Annotated in this window: 21 protein-coding genes and 1 pseudogene; 4 read left to right on the top strand and 18 right to left on the bottom strand. The window is 37.6% G+C overall.

Annotated features, from left to right (window positions below; translation table 11 throughout):
• Positions 1 to 5: 5 nt before the first annotated feature.
• The 4 genes from A37Q_RS0111770 to A37Q_RS0111755 form a co-directional block, all read right to left on the bottom strand.
• Positions 6 to 188: a hypothetical protein gene (locus tag A37Q_RS0111770; RefSeq protein ID WP_018300478.1), complete on the bottom strand. Its 183-nt coding sequence runs from the start codon at positions 186 to 188 to the stop codon at positions 6 to 8.
• A 90-nt stretch (positions 189 to 278) separates the two neighbouring features.
• On the bottom strand, positions 279 to 497 hold the full coding sequence (gene infA / locus A37Q_RS0111765) for a translation initiation factor IF-1 (RefSeq protein WP_018300477.1): 219 nt from the start codon (positions 495 to 497) through the stop codon (positions 279 to 281).
• A gap of 155 nt (positions 498 to 652) precedes the next feature.
• On the bottom strand, positions 653 to 1600 hold the full coding sequence (gene trxB / locus A37Q_RS0111760) for a thioredoxin-disulfide reductase (RefSeq protein WP_018300476.1): 948 nt from the start codon (positions 1598 to 1600) through the stop codon (positions 653 to 655).
• A gap of 127 nt (positions 1601 to 1727) precedes the next feature.
• Positions 1728 to 2327: a UPF0149 family protein gene (locus A37Q_RS0111755; protein ID WP_018300475.1), complete on the bottom strand. Its 600-nt coding sequence runs from the start codon at positions 2325 to 2327 to the stop codon at positions 1728 to 1730.
• A gap of 207 nt (positions 2328 to 2534) precedes the next feature.
• On the opposite strand from A37Q_RS0111755, the pseudogene A37Q_RS0111750 reads away from it, so the two are divergent.
• Positions 2535 to 2903 (top strand): annotated as a pseudogene (locus tag A37Q_RS0111750) (rhodanese-like domain-containing protein); the annotation flags it as partial.
• A gap of 13 nt (positions 2904 to 2916) precedes the next feature.
• Positions 2917 to 3396, top strand: a complete 480-nt coding sequence (gene ispF, locus A37Q_RS0111745) for a 2-C-methyl-D-erythritol 2,4-cyclodiphosphate synthase (RefSeq protein WP_018300473.1) — start codon at positions 2917 to 2919, stop codon at positions 3394 to 3396.
• A gap of 25 nt (positions 3397 to 3421) precedes the next feature.
• Here the strand turns inward: ispF and A37Q_RS15390 are convergent, their stop codons facing one another.
• The 3 genes from A37Q_RS15390 to A37Q_RS0111730 form a co-directional block, all read right to left on the bottom strand.
• Positions 3422 to 4879, bottom strand: a complete 1458-nt coding sequence (locus A37Q_RS15390) for a sugar porter family MFS transporter (protein ID WP_018300472.1) — start codon at positions 4877 to 4879, stop codon at positions 3422 to 3424.
• Positions 4880 to 5106: 227 nt separating this feature from the next.
• Positions 5107 to 5520, bottom strand: coding sequence for a GFA family protein (locus A37Q_RS15955; RefSeq protein WP_018300471.1), 414 nt, complete (start codon positions 5518 to 5520; stop codon positions 5107 to 5109).
• Positions 5521 to 5523: 3 nt separating this feature from the next.
• Positions 5524 to 6264: an MIP/aquaporin family protein gene (locus A37Q_RS0111730; RefSeq protein ID WP_018300470.1), complete on the bottom strand. Its 741-nt coding sequence runs from the start codon at positions 6262 to 6264 to the stop codon at positions 5524 to 5526.
• 269 nt (positions 6265 to 6533) lie between these two features.
• Between A37Q_RS0111730 and A37Q_RS0111725 the strand changes: the two genes are divergently transcribed.
• Positions 6534 to 7556, top strand: coding sequence for a hypothetical protein (locus A37Q_RS0111725; RefSeq protein ID WP_018300469.1), 1023 nt, complete (start codon positions 6534 to 6536; stop codon positions 7554 to 7556).
• Positions 7557 to 7559: 3 nt separating this feature from the next.
• Here A37Q_RS0111725 and A37Q_RS0111720 read toward each other — a convergent pair whose 3' ends face one another.
• Positions 7560 to 8435, bottom strand: coding sequence for an ABC transporter substrate-binding protein (locus A37Q_RS0111720; RefSeq protein WP_018300468.1), 876 nt, complete (start codon positions 8433 to 8435; stop codon positions 7560 to 7562).
• 12 nt (positions 8436 to 8447) lie between these two features.
• Positions 8448 to 9011, bottom strand: a complete 564-nt coding sequence (ampD, locus tag A37Q_RS0111715; protein WP_018300467.1) for a 1,6-anhydro-N-acetylmuramyl-L-alanine amidase AmpD — start codon at positions 9009 to 9011, stop codon at positions 8448 to 8450.
• A gap of 123 nt (positions 9012 to 9134) precedes the next feature.
• Here ampD and A37Q_RS0111710 point away from each other — a divergent pair, with 123 nt between their 5' ends.
• Positions 9135 to 10529 carry a hypothetical protein gene (locus A37Q_RS0111710; protein ID WP_018300466.1) on the top strand — a complete coding sequence of 465 codons (1395 nt, stop codon included), beginning with the start codon at positions 9135 to 9137 and terminating at the stop codon, positions 10527 to 10529.
• A gap of 193 nt (positions 10530 to 10722) precedes the next feature.
• Here the strand turns inward: A37Q_RS0111710 and A37Q_RS0111705 are convergent, their stop codons facing one another.
• From A37Q_RS0111705 to A37Q_RS0111665, 9 genes are all read right to left on the bottom strand, one after another.
• The gene (locus tag A37Q_RS0111705; RefSeq protein WP_018300465.1) at positions 10723 to 11721 is read right to left on the bottom strand and encodes an OmpA family protein; all 999 of its coding nucleotides are present in this window, start codon (positions 11719 to 11721) and stop codon (positions 10723 to 10725) included.
• A gap of 155 nt (positions 11722 to 11876) precedes the next feature.
• Positions 11877 to 13250 carry an argininosuccinate lyase gene (argH, locus tag A37Q_RS0111700; protein ID WP_018300464.1) on the bottom strand — a complete coding sequence of 458 codons (1374 nt, stop codon included), beginning with the start codon at positions 13248 to 13250 and terminating at the stop codon, positions 11877 to 11879.
• Positions 13250 to 14368, bottom strand: coding sequence for a M20/M25/M40 family metallo-hydrolase (locus A37Q_RS15380; RefSeq protein ID WP_018300463.1), 1119 nt, complete (start codon positions 14366 to 14368; stop codon positions 13250 to 13252). The genes argH and A37Q_RS15380 overlap by 1 nt, the downstream gene beginning before the upstream one ends.
• 47 nt (positions 14369 to 14415) lie before the next feature.
• Complete coding sequence (gene argB, locus A37Q_RS0111690) at positions 14416 to 15219, bottom strand: acetylglutamate kinase (protein WP_018300462.1); 804 nt, start codon at positions 15217 to 15219, stop codon at positions 14416 to 14418.
• A complete protein-coding gene (locus A37Q_RS0111685; protein ID WP_018300461.1) occupies positions 15206 to 16213 on the bottom strand; it encodes an N-acetylornithine carbamoyltransferase in 1008 nt (335 codons plus the stop codon). The genes argB and A37Q_RS0111685 overlap by 14 nt, the downstream gene beginning before the upstream one ends.
• 18 nt (positions 16214 to 16231) lie before the next feature.
• Positions 16232 to 17185, bottom strand: a complete 954-nt coding sequence (gene argC / locus A37Q_RS0111680) for an N-acetyl-gamma-glutamyl-phosphate reductase (RefSeq protein ID WP_018300460.1) — start codon at positions 17183 to 17185, stop codon at positions 16232 to 16234.
• Positions 17182 to 18936, bottom strand: coding sequence for an argininosuccinate synthase (argG, locus tag A37Q_RS0111675; RefSeq protein WP_018300459.1), 1755 nt, complete (start codon positions 18934 to 18936; stop codon positions 17182 to 17184). Before argG ends, argC begins: the two co-directional genes overlap by 4 nt.
• A 160-nt stretch (positions 18937 to 19096) precedes the next feature.
• Positions 19097 to 19495: a DUF4156 domain-containing protein gene (locus tag A37Q_RS0111670; RefSeq protein ID WP_018300458.1), complete on the bottom strand. Its 399-nt coding sequence runs from the start codon at positions 19493 to 19495 to the stop codon at positions 19097 to 19099.
• 20 nt (positions 19496 to 19515) lie between these two features.
• The gene (locus tag A37Q_RS0111665) at positions 19516 to 20157 is read right to left on the bottom strand and encodes a hypothetical protein (RefSeq protein WP_018300457.1); all 642 of its coding nucleotides are present in this window, start codon (positions 20155 to 20157) and stop codon (positions 19516 to 19518) included.
• Positions 20158 to 20241: the final 84 nt, after the last annotated feature.

The following is a 20241-nucleotide window of genomic DNA, read 5'->3' as shown; positions in this document are numbered from 1 at the left end:
CTACCCTAAGCAACTTCAATATTTCTTGCTGTAAGATACTTTGTAATAAGCCATGCAAAAAGCGTAAAAAAGACACCAAAAATAAGTACGATCATGCCCATATTTATAAAATAGTTTTGATATATCTCACCGCTTTTTATTGCAGCAATATTAAAACTTTGCTTTTTTTTAAGCTTTAGTCCATGCATAAAAAGTTCTTGTTCTCATAAATATTTACAACGAAGAATCAAGAATATGTGCTGCATGAATACATGTAAAGAAAAATTATAATAAATAGACTATTTGTTTCTAAACTTAATTCGGCCTTTGGTTAGATCATATGGCGTCAGCTCAACTGTTACTTTATCGCCTGTTAAAATTTTGATGTAATTTTTACGCATTTTGCCTGAAATATGCGCTGTTACAACATGCCCATTTTCTAACTCAACACGAAACATTGTATTTGGCAAAGTCTCAGTCACTGTGCCTTCTAATTCAATACATTCTTCTTTTGCCATTCTACCCTCTATAAAGCTAAATGATCATGCACCTTTAGTATCTGATGTTAACCATCAAAATCAGATATGAGCATGATTTAAAATTTCGTGCAAATCATGCCCTATTTAGAAAAAATATTCAATACTCTTGATAAAATTAATTTATTTTTAGTCCTTTAAGCTAATGCATCTAAGTATTTTTCAGCATCTAATGCGGCCATACATCCTGTTCCTGCTGAGGTAACCGCTTGCTTATAAACATGATCCATCACATCTCCAGCGGCATACACACCTTCAATATTAGTTACAGTTGCATTTCCCTCAAGCCCAGATTTCACTTGAATATAGCCATTTTTCATCTCAAGCTGCCCGTCAAAAATCCCCGTATTTGGTGTATGTCCAATGGCAATAAACACACCATCAACAGCAAGCTCTGACAATGCATCAGAGTTGACATCTTTCACTCTGATTCCTGTCACGCCAGTTTCATCGCCCAACACTTCATCAAGGGTGCTAAACCATTTGATATTAACATTGCCATTTTTTTCTTTTTCCATTAAATGATCAATCAATATTTTCTCGGCTCGTAGTGTATCTCTTCGGTGGATGAGTGTGACCGTCTTGGCGATATTAGATAAATAAAGCGCCTCTTCAACTGCAGTGTTTCCCCCACCAATAACAGCTACATCTTTACCACGATAGAAAAAACCATCACACGTTGCACACGCTGAGACACCTTTTCCCATAAACGCTTCTTCAGATGGCAGACCCAAATACTTTGCCGTTGCGCCTGTTGCAATAATAAGTGCATCAGCTGTATAAGTATCACTATCGCCCTTCAGCGTAAAAGGTCTTTGCTTTAAATCGACCGCGTTAATATGATCATAAATCATTTTGGTGTTAAAACGTTCTGCCTGTTTTTGTAACTTATCCATTAACTCAGGGCCTTGAATCCCATTTTCCTCTCCTGGCCAATTATCAACATCTGTTGTTGTTGTCAGCTGTCCACCGGGTGTCATACCAGTGATAATAACTGGGCTTAAGTTGGCTCTTGCCGCATAAATTGCTGCCGTATAACCAGCAGGGCCAGAGCCCAAAATAATCAGTTTATGATGTATGCTCATTTTTACTCCAATACTAAAATTCGTTAAGCTGATAGAGAGATAAAACCACTACCAACTTAGCGTTATGATACCTTTAAGTTGAAAAGTATTGTAAAGAGAAAATGCGCTATTGTGTAGCGCTAATAGCTTAAATATTAGGATGGCTCTTATTCAAGGCATGAAGCTGAATAATATAATCACCAAGCTTTGGTAATACTTTATTTCGTTGATCTAATGAAAGGTTGTCATAATCATGGTTATCATCGAATGCTAAAACCAGATCAATCACTTCATCAATTTGTTTATTAAAGCGCCAGTATTTTTCAAAGTAATCTACACCACGTGCAAACCCATCTATCCATAAATCAATCTGCGGAACCAATTGCTTATTATCCGCGGCATAATAGGTTAATGGCTCAAATTCCACCAAATCACCATTAACAATACTCTCTATATATAAATAGTGTTTTTTAATCGCATCAAGCAGTATTTTTTTCTGCGCTTGTGTTTGAAACACTGGAGGGCTGTCTTCTTGCCACAAGCCTTCTACCCATGACTCTTCTTCAATAGGAAAAGGCGCTAATAACACTGCGGTCAAATAGCCATCCAGCATAGAAACAGAAAACACATGCTCCTCACCCTCATAGGACGCATCAACTTCTGGATACAACTCCAATAACAAATCATCTAACTGATTAATCTCTTTTGTTGTCAGCTTATTTTGCATCTGCTGTGTTTTTTTTGTCACATTTCACTCCATACAACCAAAGGTATATATCAACTACAACTCAAGAGCCCTATTGTGCAGCATTTTGCTTCAACTTGGCAAGCATGCTTTACTGACAAAGTATATTTAAATTCAAATACCGCTTATTTAATAAAACTTTAACGCCCTTAGAGTAACTTTCGCTATAATATTCTCAAATTTGCGTAAACCATATCATAGGAGAATACGATGCAACATAACCCACAGTTCCTCGCTTTAGTTGCTGAAGCAAAAAAAGAGATTCAAGAGTGTAGTGTATTTGATATTAAAAACATGCTTGATAATAACTCACTAGATGGTCTTCTAATCGATGTAAGAGAGGAGTCTGAATATGCGCGTGATCACTTCCCAGGAGCCACGCACCTAAGTCGTGGAGTAATTGAAGTAAAGATTGAAAACCTAATCCCTAATAAAGATCAAAAGATGTATCTATATTGTGGTGGAGGCTATCGCTCAGCATTAAGTGCACAGAATTTGCAAAAAATGGGCTATCGAAATGTGATTTCAGTTGATGGCGGCTATCGCGCATGGACATCAAATAACTTTGAACTGGTCTCAGAGGAATAGTGCTATGTTTCGTATAGGACACGGTTATGATGTGCACAAGATCTCATTAGAGCAAAAGCCACTGATGTTAGGCGGAATTGAAATACCAAGTGAGTTATCACTTGAAGCACACTCAGATGGCGATGTAGTGCTTCACGCATTAACCGATGCAATGCTGGGGGCAGCTGCACTGGGTGATATTGGTCATCACTTTCCAGATACCGATAATCGTTTTAAAGATATGGCAAGTAGCCATTTTATTCATGAAACACTAAAGGCGCTCAAACAACATCAGTTTCAAATTTCTAATATTGATATTACCATTGCGGCTCAAGCACCAAAACTTGCGCCTTTCATACCAAAGATTAAAGCATCCATTGCCAAGATGCTGAAGCTTATGGAAAATCAAGTTAACATTAAAGCAACAACCACCGAGAAACTTGGTTTTGTTGGTAGAAAAGAAGGCATTGCATGTTATGCAGTTGCCTTAATTTATCCAGTTTAGCTATTTAGATCCTGAGAGAAAAAAACTAGGCTTTTGTACCAGCTAAGCCAGCATTTATATTTTGCCCTTGGCTCTGTCCATCTACTTTACCCAAATCACGAAGTGGTACGCCATTTTCAAGATTGGCTTCAATATGCTCTAAACTTACTCCTTTTGTCTCTGGCACAAAGAATTTCAAGAATATCATTGATAAGATACAAAATCCGCCAAATACAAAGAAGATAGAAGCATTGCCATTGGCTTTCATAAAGCTAAGCGCATTTGCCATCACGACACCGGCAAAAGTCCAGTTGATCATTGTGGTAACCGTCATGCCAATTTCTCTGCCTTTAAGTGGAAATACCTCTGCACAAATCACCCATGCAACAGGTCCCCATGAGCAAGCAAAGCCAAAGATATAGACTACGGCTGATAACAGTAGCACTGTTTTAGAAATAGCTCCTGGCGCTGAGTGAGCAATAGATAAAAAGGCAAATCCAGCTGCAAACATTGAAATCATCATCACTGTTGCACCCATATATAAAAGCTTTTTTCTACCCCATTTATCAATCCACTTAATCGCTGGGAAAGTAAATAACATATTCACCGTTGGAATAGCCAAAAGTGCAATAATGCCTGTCATGCCAGCATAGCCAAAAATAGTTGGCGCATAATAGATCATCATGTTAATGCCAACTAACTGCTGGAACATTTGCAAAACAACACCCACAACTAATATTTTCCAAAAATACCCTTTAGAAAGCATCGCGGCCCCACTTCCTTGGTTTACACGAATACTCTCTTTGATTTCAGAGACTTCCTCTTCAATCACTTCTTGAGATTCACGTACGCGAGCCAGAACCTTTCTCGCCTCTACTTCACGCCCTTTGAGCATCAACCAACGCGGACTTTCTGGCAAGAAAAGACTACCCAAAAACATGATTGCAGCAAATAGCACAATCACACCAAACATAAGGCTAAGTGAAATTTCAAAATGTCCAAGTACTTTAGCAATTGCAACGTTTGTCACTGCGATTAAGAAAATACCAATTGTAATCATTAACTGAAATAAGGTCGCCATGCCACCACGAATGGAGGTTGGCGCTGTTTCAGATAGATAAAGTGGCACTGTAAAAGAGGCAATACCAACAGCGAATCCTAAACCAAATCTACACGCCGTTAATATACCCAAAGGTGGTAGTAGTGATGAGATAAGTGATAGCAAGGTAAATAAAAACCCTGCCAACACAAGCACTTTTTTTCGACCTAAAAAGCGTGCAAACAGTCCACTTAATAGCGCCCCTAAAATACCGCCCCAAGCAAGCACCGCCGAGTAGTGCTCACCCTGCTCTGTTGTTAATCCATATACTTTATCAATCGTTGCCAGTGAGTTGGCAATAAACCCTTGATCAAGACCAAATAATAACCCTCCTAGTGCACCAATAAGACAAATCATATATACAATTCTTCTATACTGTGCATTGGCACTTACATGCTGAGACATTTGAATGCTACCCCTCTTTCGTTATGCTTTATTTATTCATTTACTTATTAATTAAATGCATAAAGTCATATCTACTTTTCCACCCTAACTGATCTTCTTATTGAGAATTTCAGCCCAAAAGCTATATATACTTTACAACGGAACCATGATATTCATGATTGTGTTAATAATCTACAAGTTTTTATATAAAAATGCAAAGACGATTTGCTAGGGAGTTTACTTACCAACTAAAGCTCTTGTGAGAAATACCCCTGAAATTTCTTTGTATCTGACAACATACAAGAAGAAAACCATACATTGTCATAATAGATTTCAGCACTTAAGCTTGGCATCTTATCCCAGTCAATGACCCCAGCATAAACGATTGCCTTATCTGGCAAGCCTGTACTTTTATTCATAAAAGCCCCACCGCAATCAGGACAAAACCCTCTTGAAACCGTATTACCTTGATCCGATAAGCTATCAAAAAACTTAATCTTCCCATTCACTTTCACTGTCTCCACATCAAATACAACTGCCGTTTCATAAGCACATCCGGTCCACTTTTGACAATCTTTACAGTGACAGTTAAGTAGCTTTAGTGGCTCTGAGTTCATCTCAAGCTTCACTTTTTGACAAAAACAACTTCCAGAATATTTCATAGCTTAAGCTCCTTTCATAAATAAGATAATAATAACAACACCAAGTATACTGCCACATACAGGGCCTAAAATAGGCACCCAAGCATAGCCCCAGTCACTATCACCTTTGCCAGAGATAGGCAAAACAGCATGTGCAATTCTTGGTCCTAAATCACGTGCAGGATTAATAGCATATCCTGTTGGTCCACCTAAGGATAAACCAATGCCCCACACCGCAAAGCCAAAAATATAAGGCACGGTCCCATTGGCAAATGGTAGGCTCTTTCCATAAACGGTTAACGCACCCACAAATACAATTAATAGTGTTGTCGCAATTAATTCAGTTAAGAAATTACAGCCTTTATGTCTTAAAGCGGGATAAGTAGAAAAAACCATTAACTTGAAGTGTTTATTTTCAGTAAACCGCCAATGTGGTAAGTAGCAAAGCCAAACAAGCACCCCACCTAAAAAACACCCTAATATTTGTGCTATCCATAAAGTAATTACATGTGAAAAGGAATGATACGTGCCTAAAAAATATTTTGCCAAAGTCACCACCGGGTTGATATCACCCTGGGGGGAGCCCCCTGCTTGCGCGATAAAAACACCCATCATTACCGCAAATCCCCAGCCTGTCGTAATCACAATCCAACCACTATTCTCCGCTTTTGATTGTTTCAAAAGCACACCAGCAACAACACCACCACCTAGCAAAATCAAAGTCAAACATCCCAATAACTCACCGATAAATGGACTTGAAAACACGCGACCCTCTTTAGTTTAATTAAGCCCTAAGTAGTTGGCACTTTATAATAACTTCTAGGCATTTAAAAGGCTTTTCATAACATCTCCGTAACTCCTAAATAGCATCTGCAGTACAATTCATGACAAAAAACCCGAAATAGCATATTTTTTATTCAAAGATCATTACCTGTCTTATATTATATCATTGTCATTTTTCAATCTAAATAAGATTAATTATTGACACAAATCAGAGCTGAGCATGATACATAACAATTGTTGAGGTTAATAGTATGAGCTACTTTTTTGAAGAAAGTATAAAAAATACACTTTCAAATATTAGAGAACTAGAGCGGCAAACTCTCCATCAAGCTAGAGTCAGCCTTAGAGACCTACCAGGTGGCGCTAATAAGAAGTTTAATCCACAAGCTGGTCAAACAATAACAACGAACAAATCTGCAAGAAAAGACTACATAAACGAGGATAAGGCCAGAATTAAAATCAGAGATTTTGAATACATACCAAGATTTCTATCAAACTCATTCATTCCTGGAGGAGAAGATAGGTATATAGATGCATTTTTTTCTTATCAACACGAGATCGAGTTAAAAGATATACATCAGTCACACAGAAGCAATATGCAGCAGTCAAACAGAAGCAATATGCAACAATCATATGGAAGACAGATAGAAGATATCCGCAATGTATCCATGTATAAGGGTATGATTACTGCAGGATATAAACAGATTACTTCCAAGGAACAGCTCTTTAGTTGCATACATCAACTCATGTTTATACATTTCATCTTATTTATGAATAGAATTAAGCATGGTGACATGCATATGAAAAACATAAAATGGATTAAATATAATCTAGACGGAGTTGACTACTTTAATATTAGAGCCTTTGACTTTGGTCATGCTGTTTTTGACTGTCATGGCAGGCATGGAGGGCAAAGATATGACGACCTTCATTACTTATTTAAGCGAACATCTCAAAAACTATTCCTTGCGGGAGCTTGGGAAGGACGCCGTCGCTTAAGAGATCTTGCACGAGGGGCTGACAAGATGGAAAAGCATTACCCGCTTCATTCCTTAATTCTAAAACACAATGTGCCGAATTTGCACAGACATAGTGAAAGGGACGTCATTTATAGATTACAACGAGAAGGTGAGCTGCTTGAGAAAAGTCTAAGGTCCATCCAAAATAAAAGCCCCAATAGCCATGATGATTGTTCTAATGTATTACATTTTTTTATTAGAACCGCAGAGCGGATTGTTTTCTTTATTAATTACCCTGCAGCTATGAATTATTAATTTTTAATTCGTACGTAAAATTGAACACACCGCATTGACCCCTTTGATTATTTTAGGACTAAACTGCGAGATCACTGATGATGAAAGAAGATATACCCTTTTCTCTTTCACCGCATTAATAGCAGGCCAACTTTTCCACATGCTGTTTGTTACTGTTTGATATGCTTTACTCATTGCTACAGAAGATAACATGATAATGACATCAGGGTTCTCTTTAATCACAGCAGAAAGCATTGTTTGAAAGCTTGTTTTTTGAACATGATCAAAAATATTCTCTCCTCTACAAACATGAATAATGTCATTTAATATTCCCACACCGCCAATACTGAAAATAGGCTGTTGTGACAGCTGTAAAAACACTCTTGGGGATTGCTGTGTGTTTATATTCTCCGCTTTATCTTTGCCTTGACGCGCATTTTGAACAATTTTTTGTAACTGAGATGTAAATTTTTCCTTTAGCGCTATGCCTTCTTTCTCTAGTGATATAACTTTAGCAATTTGAGTAAAACTATTAGCAAGCTCTACAAGACTCTCAGCATTAAAAATAGCCACTTTAATGCCAAATCGTTTTAAGAGTGCGAGAACCTGTGGTGGCGTTTGATTTTTCCACGTTACCACCACCGTTGGGTGCAGTTTTAAAATCGCTTCAACATTGATGCCTTGATAACTGCCTATGCTCGGAATATTGTTATAATAGGAAGGCTGAGAAGGATAATAAATCGTCCCAACAAGCAATGTCTTATTTTGATCGCTTAACTGAATAAGCTCATGAACAATCTCGGTTGTATTGGGAGAAAGTGAAATAACACGAATATTCCCATAAGCCTGAGAGATAGAAAAGCTAACAATAAATAATAGAAAATATTGATATAAACGCATGATACACTCGCCTTAATTACTTTGAATCATCGTTAAATAGTGACTCCAGTCAAATAGCTTTCCTGGGTCTTTTTTTCTCTCCGGCGCAATATCTTGGTGTCCTTGAATATTTCCCTTTATTTTGGGATAACGCAATAAAAGCGTATTGGTTAAATCTGCTAAGCTGTTGTATTGATCTTCACTGAAGGCACTGTGATCTGTTCCTTGAAGCTCAATACCAATGGAAAAATCATTACAATTCTCGCGCCCTTTATAAGCACTTATTCCAGCATGCCACGCCCTTTTATCTGTTGAGACAAACTGAATAATCTCCCCATTTCGTTTAATATAAAAATGACTTGATACTTTTAATGTCCGTAAAGATTGAAAACACTCATCCTGAGTGTAATCCAGTTGATTCAAAAAAAAAGTCTCAACGTTGTCATTATCATAAGACCCCTCTGGTAAAGAAATGCAGTGTATGACCAACAGAGAGATTTCACCTCTCACTCCACTAGGTCTGTTATTATAATTAGGAGATTCAATTTTCTTTGCAAAACTGCACCAACCCTTATTATCAAAGTATTTATCTAACATCAAAGCGGTATACCACACCCATTTAGCTTTATGTTATTGTATGATTATTTACAATATTCTTCTATCTATGATCAGTTAAATTATGCTAAGCTCTGGCGTTATCGAAGGAAACCATGAACTTAAATGGATAAAACAAAAGCATTTATTGTTAACTGTCTGGCACATCCTGCCTTAATATATTTTTGTATTTTGCCTATTTATGTTCCCATTCGTGCGTTGGCTGCAAATATCTCCGGATTCAGTGATGTTTTTCATAGTGAAATGGAACAGCTGTATTTTTTTGTTGATATGATCAGTATCGTTGCCCTTTTGGGCATCATTGTGTGGTTTGTTATTTATCTTACAACAAAACTCATTCATACAGCACATAAGCGAGAAGAAGCCATCAGCATCCTTGGATTCTTTTGCCCTGTATTCTTAATGTTAACCACCTATATTTTACTCAGTGGACGCTTCTCACCCAGCGTACTTTATATGGCAATGGGCGTGCATTTTTATCTTCTTCGCTATCTTGGCACCTTTGTGATTTTAGAGACTAAAAAATACCACATTAAAGATCAGGCTGTTTTAAGTAATGCCATCAAAAACAACCTTGCCTCGCTTATTGTCAACTCACTTGGAATACTTGTTACCATTATCTTTGTCCTTACTTCCTTCTATGATTTGCTACTATATTTCACCCTGACAACTTCTTTTTTAGGCGCTGTATACTTTTATTTTCGCTACCTTAAAAAGCTGCCGTCGATTCGCTGTCGTACGGTTATATTTTGCTTGCTGCCATTTTTACTTGGCGCAGTTATTGCAATGCTTGCAGGCTTTATTATGTACCGCTGGCACTTTTTTGCCTCATGGCTTATTTTATTCTCATTTATAGCCGTGACCATTGCACTTTGCTACCAAGCAAAGCCACGTTATGCATTAATGTATATTTGCAATTTATCCCAGTATTCTCTTGTGCTTGTAACCATTTTATCCTCATTGATCCTCTTTGTGCTGTCACCTAATATTCCTGTCAAATTGTATGATTGGCTGTATATTTTTGAGCCTGTATTCTCACTTGTGATTGTTATTTTTTATTTAATTCAAATCTTTAAACAAAAAACAGAAATAACCGACCAAAAAATTGCAAGCGCTATTTTCAAAAGCAGCTTTTGGCTTATTCCTTTTGCTATTACAATAGCCATTATGCCATTTGATAGTATCAGTATTGTTGTCATTGCATTACTGGTTTTTTTATTGTGCTATGCCATTATTGAATATCACGCATCTTTTAATACTTCACATATTATCTATATCAATAACTATAGTGCTCAAACGAATACACTTTTAAATATTTATACCGAAATCATTCGCTCGGGACTGATGCCTGTTTTATTTATAGTCACTCTATCTGCTGTGAATCATCTCTACCCTGAGCTTGTATTTTCCAGTCAAATTATTAGTGTTCTTTTAATTCTATCGGCAATTGTATTTATATTTAACGCTGTGAGTTTTGCTTATTTGAGAAAGTGTTTTTAAAAATCTCATGATACTTATTAAAAAAACTTTGATAAATACTCAATCAATCAGATAAAAGTATATTGAAAAAGATCCGAGCATCTCAGTAAAAAAGAAATCTTATTGTGACCACCATATCGAAAACAAAAAACCCCACATTAAATGTTAAATGCAGGGTTATAAAAATGATATATTGGAATAGATTAAAAGCTGATTACGCTTTTTTCAATGGTACTGGAATACTTGCTTCAACACGCTGATTAATAGAGCGATTTTCAGTTGATGTATTTGGTACCAATGGTTTTGTATAACCATAACCTACAACTTCAATATTGGTTGCATCCATACCTTGTGAAACAAGATAAGATTTCACAGCTAACGCACGATTAGTTGAAAGGCGCTTGTTATATTCAGCATAAGCTGGACCTTTTTTACCTTGAGAAGCATAGCCGTTAAGCACAACCGTATTAATGTTATACTCATGCATAAAGCTCACCAAATTATCAATCGCTGATTTTGCACCAGAAGTAAGCGCATAGCTATCGTAATTAAACTTTGCATCCAAGTGCATAGTAACTTTATCACCATCAACAGTATAACAACCTACTGATTCACGTGTTGCATCAGTAGTATTTGACTGGCATTCAAGTACATTTTTTGGTAAAACATATTTTGCATGATAGTGTGACTCACGTTTCTCTTGCGCAGCACTCATCGGCGCTGATTGGTATGTGCTATCAGCACCACCAAAGTAAACACCTAAGCCTAATGTTACTAAGCTACCGTTTGGCGTTTTGGAGCCAAATGCTTGGATATAGCGATAATCCAAAGAAGCATACGCATTTGAAGCAAGTTCATATTTCACACCAACGCCAGCATCTAAACCAAAGCTATTTGTTGTCAACTTAGTATAACCTGCACCTAAGGCAACATATGGTGTGAACTTAGAGCTATTTGGTAAATTCCAAATCCCTTCAGCTAATGCAATACCTTGATCATTAGTCAGATAGCTAATGTTTAGTTGCGCCGCTAAATTTTTATTAAAGCCATAACCTACTGTTCCACTTGCAGCAGGGCCGCTTGAGCTATAACTATGGTTAAAATAGCCACCTAAGCCTAAACCGCCATAAAATTGATTGCTATGATCAGTTGCGGCAAAGGCGCCAGTGCATAAAGCAGCACCAAGAATACTTACAATAAGTTTTCTTTTCATGATTTTTCCTTCAGATGTTTGTGTTAACAAGACTCAATTGACACCAGTATAGCAAATTTTCGTTTAACAAAAAGGCTATTTATAGCTTTCTTCGCAATCTTCGCCTTTTAATATGCTTATTGCAAATCATCCTATCATAGGCGGATCAAAACTCTTTACTCTACATTTGATGCAAGCACCTCTCGTATTGCCAAAGGTGCCGTGCCACCTTGCACCTTCTTAGAGTTCAAAGCAAAATCAATCGTTAAAACAGCATAAACATCGCTTTCAATGACAGCTGAAAAGGCTTTAAACTCTTCTATTGTTAATGCTTTAAGCGGTTTATTATTTTCAATTGCATAGGCTGTTATCTCCCCGACAATGTGATGCGCCTCTCTAAAAGGAACATTCTTTTTTGCTAAATAATCAGCAAGCTCTGTTGCCACTGAAAAGCTTTTCTCATGATTTTTTGGATGAATTAGCACACTTTCAATCGTTATGTTGCTGACTTTTAAAATCATCTCAATTTCAGATGCACTTTGAAACAATAGCTCCTTATCTTCTTGAAGATCTTTATTATACCCAGATGGCATTGCCTTTAACGTTGTTAAAAGCGCCATAAGATTGCCATATACACGCCCTGTTTTGCCACGCACAAGCTCCATCGCATCTGGATTTTTCTTCTGTGGCATCAATGATGAACCAGTTGTTACCAAATCACTCATTTCAATGAGATTAAATTCACTCGTAGAGTAAATAATAAAATCCTCAGCAAGGCGACTTAGATGCATACCAAGAAGACTCGTGTGCGATAAAAACTCAACGATATAATCTCTATCACTTACAGCATCAAGACTATTTAAACAAAGTCCCTTGAACCCTAAGGTGTCCGCAATGAGCTTTCGATCAATCTGCCAAGCGTTCCCTGCGATTGCACCAAGCCCCAAAGGAGAGTAATCAACATGTGATAACAGCTCTTCAAAACGTAGCTTATCTCTTTTGAGCATTTGATAGAACGATAAAAAATAATGCCCCCATGTAATCGGTTGAGCCTGCTGTAAATGCGTGTAGCCCATAAGTACATCATCAATATGCTGATTTGCCTTTTGTTTCAGTGTGCACATAAGTGCTTTGATTAATGCAATAATCTCACTAAGTTTATCTTTAAGCCAAAGACGCGTTGCACAGGAGACTTGCTCATTTCTGGAGCGTCCCGTATTCACCTTGTAGGCAACATCACCTATTTTATTAACAAGCAGATTTTCCACCAAAGTATGGATATCTTCAACACCACTTTCAATGGCAGTTTGTAAAGTAACTTTATTGCTCTTAAGCTCATCGTCAATTTCATCGAGCGCTCTATGGATTAATGTGAGCTCTTTATAAGAAATCACATCCAGTTTAGATAAGGCCAAAGAAAACGCTTTTGTTGCTTGGATGTCATAAGGTGCCAAGCGATAATCAAAACTTAACGACTCATTAAAAAAGACAAATAACTGATCGTTATCATCCTTAAAGCGCCCACCCCATAGTTTATGTGTTTGTGTCATCATTTTTCCTTATCTAAATCTAATGCCGTATTGTTTGTCATATAGGATTGTAATGTGTCAGATTCAAGCGTCAGTGCTTCTATCATACGCATAAAGAAATGAATCCCATCGTCTATTTGCTGGATATAAATATATTCATCTGCGCTATGTGAACGCTTGGAATCACCAGGTGATATTTTAATACTCGGACAACTTAATACCGCTTGATCTGAGGTTGTTGGAGAACCATAGGTTTTAATCCCAAAACGCTGTATTAAGGCTAAAATGGGGTGGCTAGAGGGGGTACTTGAAGGCTTAATACGCATTGATCTTGGTGTGACGACTGCCTGCATATGGCTTTGCATAATATTAAGCACCGCCTCATTGTTATAACAATCGGTTGTTCTTACATCAACGACAAAATGACATTTATCAGGTACAACATTATGCTGAGAGCCAGCTTGAATCACCGTTGCAGACATTTTAACATCACCTAATGTCTTAGATTTGTTTTCAAATTGATAGCTATGGAGCCAGCTGATATCTTTTAGTGCAATATCAATGGCATTCACTCCCTCATCTCTTGCAGCATGACCTGATTGACCAAATGCCACACAATCACAAACCATCAGTCCCTTTTCACTAATCGCGGCCTCAAGTGAAGTTGGCTCACCGACAAAGGCAAAATCAATTTTCCCCATCTCTTTTAATGCTAAGCTTAAGCCATTGACACCTGATACTTCTTCCTCGGCTGCTGCACAAAATACTAAATTAAAGCCAAGCTTCTCTTTGGAAAATCGCTCATATGCTATAAGCATTGAGCTGAGCGCCCCACCTGCATCATTTGCACCGAGTCCATATAACTTCCCATCTATTATCTCGGCTTTAAATGGATCTTTAGTATAACTTTTTGCCGGTGGTACTGTATCATGATGCGAGACAAGTAAAACACTAGGCAAATCTGGATCAAAATGTTTTGATTTTGCATAAACATTATTCCCAATGCGCTTAGGCTCAAGTGCTTTTTTTTCCATCCAGTTGTAAATATACTCAGCGCTTTTATCTTCTTTTGTTGATAGTGATGGGATTTCAATCAACCCTGTTAAAAAGCCGACAGCTTCATTTAATTTCTCTGACATACTGTGTATCTTCCTAGTTTAACTTAGATTTGAATATGACATTATTACTACGCTTCAATCGTCGTCCCCATAAATTTATGACCATTAATCTTCTGAGTTAATAACACAGGGTTACTGATATAAATACAGCTAACATTTGCATTAAGTGCTTTAAAACAATTATCCAATTTGGGGATCATGCCACCTACAATGTATCTTTTCTCTTTGTAAGTTTTATAATCTGCATAATTAAGCTTTGAGATAAGTGTTTTTTGATCTGAAATATCACGATACACCCCCTCTAAATCAAAGCAATAGTATAAATACACACTCCCTGATAAAGCATAAGACAACGCGCTTGCAACTTCCGTAGCGATAGTATCTGCATTGGTATTTAATAATTGACCCTTTCCATCATGTGTTACAGGCGCAATCACCGCCAAAGCATTCATCTCAAAGAGTTGTACAAAAGCCTCAACATTGACCCTTTTAATATCGCCTACTAAGCCATAATCTATCTCTTTTTGAGGGGGACGCTTCCCACTGCGAATAAGATCTAAATCCGCACCCGTCAGTCCAAGCGCATTGATCTGATTTTTTTGTAGCATCGATACTAGGGATTTATTAATACTGCCTGCCAAAAACATCACAATAGCCTCAAGGGAGCGCTCATCAGTGATGCGTCTGCCATCAACAAATAAAGGCTTATGACCATTTTGTTCTAAAAAAGTACTCACCTTATTGCCGCCGCCATGAACAATCACTTTATTGCCATTAAGCCTAGAGAAATCTAATAGTAGCTTTTCAAGTGCTTTTATATCCTCAAGTACTTTACCACCAATTTTAAGGATATGCGTTTCAACATTCATCATAAATGGCTTCCTTATACTCATTTTTCACTAGCTTCTCATTATTTGAATGTAATAGCTCAGCCAATACATATTGTACGCTATATAAACGGTTCTCTGCTTGCTCAATAACAATGGAATGCTCACTATCTAACACCTCATCGGCAATAACAAGGTTTCTCCTGACAGGTAAACAATGCATTACCTTTGCCTGACTGGTATGAAGCAGTTTTTTATGATCGATCATCCAGTTTTTATCCTGATTGATTACTTTTCCATATTCCTTCACACTCGACCAATTTTTAACATAGATAAAATCAGCATCACAAAAGGCTTTTTCTTGATCATATTCCACTTTAGCATCCTTTGTAAAACTGTCATCTAACTCATACCCTTCAGGATGGGTAATAACAAACTCATAATCCATCTTTTGGATGCCCTCGACAAACGAGTTAGCAACCGCGTGAGGCAAAGCTTTAACATGAGGCGCCCAGCTTAAAACGACTTTTGGTTTTTTGTTTTTCTCTAGCTTCTCTCTATAAGACTCAATAGTTAAAAGATCAGCTAATGTTTGAAGTGGATGGCGAAGTGCTGATTCTAAATTAACAACAGGTTTTCCCGCATATTGAACAAAGCTTTGAAAAATTTGCTCTTTCTCATCTTCCGCTTTATGCTTTAGCTTTGCAAATGCACGAATGGCAATGATATCACAATAGCGCCCAATCACCGCTGCCGCCTCTTTGATATGCTCAGCTTTATCTTGATCCATAATAGCACCTTCATTATATTCAAGCGCCCAAGCATCTGAAACATCGATAGGCAAAACATTAAATCCTAAATTTTGCGCCGCTTTGATGGTTGAAATTTTTGTTCTTAAGCTTGGGTTTAAAAATATCAGCCCAAGTGTCTTTCCCTTTGCTATTCCTTGACCTAGATAAGGATTTCTTTTAATCGCTTGGCAGGTGCTAATTGCACTTTTTATATCGCCAATATCATTGATAGACAAAAAATGTTTCATATTATCAGGCTCCCTAAACTAATGAACAAGCGGCTTTAATATTAAAGCGGCATCCTCTTTGCAGTGACACATCAAATTCATATTTTGCACTGCCTGACCAACAGCGCCTTTTAGTAAATTATCAATCACACTGACAACATGAATATAACCATCATGCTCTTGTATATTTAAAAGACAAAAGTTTGTATTAACTACCCTTTTAACATCAGGAAGCTCGTTAATCACTTTGACAAACTTTGCCTGTTGATAATAGCTCTCTAACTTTGCTTTCATATAAGATAATGGTTTATCCGCTTTAAAATAAATAGAAGCCAAGATCCCTCGTGTGAATCCACCTCTTAGCGGAACAAAGTTAATGTTGACTTTGGGCGCTAATAACTCACAGATTTCAGCTAAATGCTGATGGTTAAATGCTTTATAAACTGAAAGATTATGAGAGCGCCATGAAAAATGCGTACTGGCACTTGGTTTGACTCCCGCGCCCGTTGAGCCAGTTAATGCAGTAATATGAATATCACTATCTATATATTCCATAAGCGGAAAAAGCGCAAGCTCAATCGCAGTTGCAAAACACCCTGGATTTGCCACATAATTGGCCTTTTTAATCCGCTCTTTATTCACTTCAGCCAAACCATAGACAAAACCTTTTGCATGTGCTTGTAAGCGATGATCTTGTGATAAATCAATGATTTTCGTTTGCGAAGAGAAGATACCACTTTCAATATACTTCCTTGCTTCTCCATGAGCGACACACAAAAACACCACATCGACTTCACTTTGAAGTACCCCATCAAAGCACCTCTCAGGCAACAAATAAGAGAAATCACTATGCACAGTGGAGATAGGCTCACCTTTGTGAGAGTGACTATGAATATAGCTTATCTCAACATCAGGATGTGTGATGAGCACTCTTAACAGCTCGCCGCCAGTGTAACCTGCAGCACCTATAATACCAACTTTGATTTTACTCATGGCATGGTCACTTTTGTTTGGTAGTTTTGTAGCTGATTACTTAAAATTTTGCTAAAACCCTTCACATCATCTGCACTAAATCGGTTATTTTCTTCTCCATATACAGCACCTTGATCAGCCATAAGATCATATTGAGACTGACAACCAACAATATAAAAATGCCATGGTTTTAACATGACAAACACATCCCCTGTAACATGTTTTTGTGATGAACATAGAAGCGCTTCAATGTCTCTTAATGCGGGGTCTAAAAACTGCCCCTCATGTGTCATTTCACCATAGTTTGCAGCAACAAGCTCCTTTGTTTTAAGCTGTGATTTTGTTAGCACATGTTTCTCTAGTGCATGGTGTGCCTTGATAAGTATCATTGGCGCTGCCGCCTCAAATCCTACCCTGCCTTTGATGTTGATTACAGTATCACCCACATGGATATCACGCCCAATGCCATACTTTCCTGCCATTGCTTGCAGCTTATTAATCACACAAATAGGACTACTTGCCTCATCATTAAGCGCAACAGGTTCGCCCTGATAAAAGCTCACTTTTATCACTATTTCATCATCTGTCCCTTTTGTCATTTGAGTCGGCCACGCCTTCTCTGGGATAAATTTGTTGGAGCTTAAGGTTTCTACGCCACCCACTGAGGTTCCCCAAAGCCCTTTATTAACTGAATAATTTTGGGTTTTTTGAGGACAATCAATGCCATGGCTTTTAAGATAATCAGCTGTCTCTTTGCGTGAAAGCTTTTGATCTCGAATGGGTGTAATAATCTTTACATCAGGACAAAGCACATGAAACATCAAATCAAAGCGAACTTGATCATTACCTGCACCCGTACAACCATGTGCAATGTGCTGAATATGATGCTCATTAGCATAATTTGCAATCACTCTCGCTTGAAAAGCACGCTCAGCGCTCACCGATAATGGATAGCAGTTGTTTTTAAGCACATTGCCAAATAAAAGATACTTCACACAGTTTTGATAGAAATCTTTCGTTGCCTCTATATTAATATGCTGCGTGACCCCCAAACTCAGTGCCCGTTTTTCAATTTCTTTCAGCTCATTTTGATCAAAACCACCGGTATTAACGGTAACGCTATAGACTTCATAGCCTGCTTCAAGCAAATATTTTGCACAATAACTTGTATCCAATCCACCACTAAAGGCCAAAATCAACTTCACTTTTTCCTCCTTTTTAAACCATTTTGGATCATATAACATTGCTGTACACAGACAGTTTTTGTGATGTTTAGCTTGTAATATTGAAAAGTTGACACAGCTTTGACAGCCCTGCCAGAAAATTTGATCTTGTGTTAGCTCTTGATACGTCACAGGCCTGTAACCCAGATCACAGTTTATTTTCATCACCTGTGGACTTGTCGTCAAACCAAAGAATTTTGCATTTGGATAATGTGTGCTTGCAAGCTCGAGTGCTTTTTTTTTCACTTTTCTGGCAAGTCCTATTCCTCTGTAACTAGGAAAGATAATAAGCCCTGAATTGGAAACAAAATTTTTCGCTTGCCATGATTCGATATAACAAAAACCCGCAATCGTATTATTCAGCTTATCAAAAGCAATAATTGCATGAGATGTATTTATTTTTGATTGAATATACTCAGTTGAACGTAAAGCAATGCCAGTGCCGCGGTCCTTCGCACTTTTGGCAATTTGTTTGGAGATGCCCTTTGCTAGATAATTATGCTTTGAATGAGCAATAACAATGTCTATATGATTAAGCGTGCTTTGCATTGACTTTCACCTGAAGGTCCGAATAAAACCAACATAGCAAAAGTTTTAGCAACAATATAATTCATTAATTTGATAATGTGATGATTTATTTATGGCACTTGACACCAAAATAAAAACAGCGCATCAATAAAACAGTGCATTTCCCACATAATAATGACTCCTAAGCTTCTTTAGTTTCATCAAGTGACGGGCAATAGTAAGCATTACCTACTTGTACAACGCTTGTTTGCTCACTAGAAATAGAACCTCCATTATCCGAAAAGCTACCACTCATGGTATTGGCTGCACGATTGGTAACAAGCTGAATATAGTTTGCCCCCAGTTTTAGAGCTTTATTTTTAAGGTCATTCATTGCACCTTCTTCCATATTGGCATTAGAGGTCCATGATCCAGTGAAAAAATTACCTTGATGCCCTGTAACAGAACCTAGGTATTTACAATGCCCTTCAGGCTTATTTGGTGTAGCTAGGATTCTTTGCGCCTCAGGGCTTAGCTGGATAGCTGAACAACCAGCAAGTAAACTAATAAGTGCTAGGCTGCCAAAATGATATATCTTCATTTGCTTACTACTCTATTTAATTACATCGGTAAAAGATAATTAAGCTGAACACCTAATTTGATATTCTGCAAAGTATTTAGGCCATCGTTTTGTGTGTTCTGAAAACTTAAATCATCACCTGAAATATAATCCAAAGAACCAGAGATAGATAGATTATCCCACTTATAACCACCAACAGGCCCTGCCATAAATGCCACTCCCCACTTACCTGTAGAGTTAACAATATTACTATCAGTACTACTTGCCCTTTGTAAATCAAGGCCCATCTCACCACCCACAAACCAACCCGAGTCAAAATGATACTTTGCTGTAGCCAAAAGTGGAATATTATCGGTAGATATTTTAGTCGAGCTTGAACCAACTGTTACCTTAGCAATATCAAATACATGGAAATAGCCTGTTTTAGCACCTATGGTCACATTACGTGTCAATGCATAATCAAAGGCAATATACGCTCCTAAACCGAGTCCGTTATCTTGCTCTGATTTATATATGTCAATCCCTGCAATTGATTGAGTTTCTGTTTGTAAAATTACTGATGACGATCCTTCAACAGACAATAAAACACCCGTTTTTGCCGGCGCATTATCTGCATATAAAGTTACAGCGCTGAATAAAACCGCACCACAGCTGATAGTTAACTTTGTTAATCTTGTTTTCATGGTTTCTCCATTCTTCTTTTTTTAATCAAAATGCGATCAAATATCAATCACACAACCTAAGAGCGGGAGAAATTCTAACAATTG

The organism is Fangia hongkongensis FSC776 = DSM 21703 (assembly GCF_000379445.1).
In the GTDB taxonomy this organism is placed as follows: domain Bacteria; phylum Pseudomonadota; class Gammaproteobacteria; order Francisellales; family Francisellaceae; genus Fangia; species Fangia hongkongensis.
Note: the sequence above shows the minus strand (reverse complement) of the source record. Positions and strands in the feature narration are given on the sequence as shown.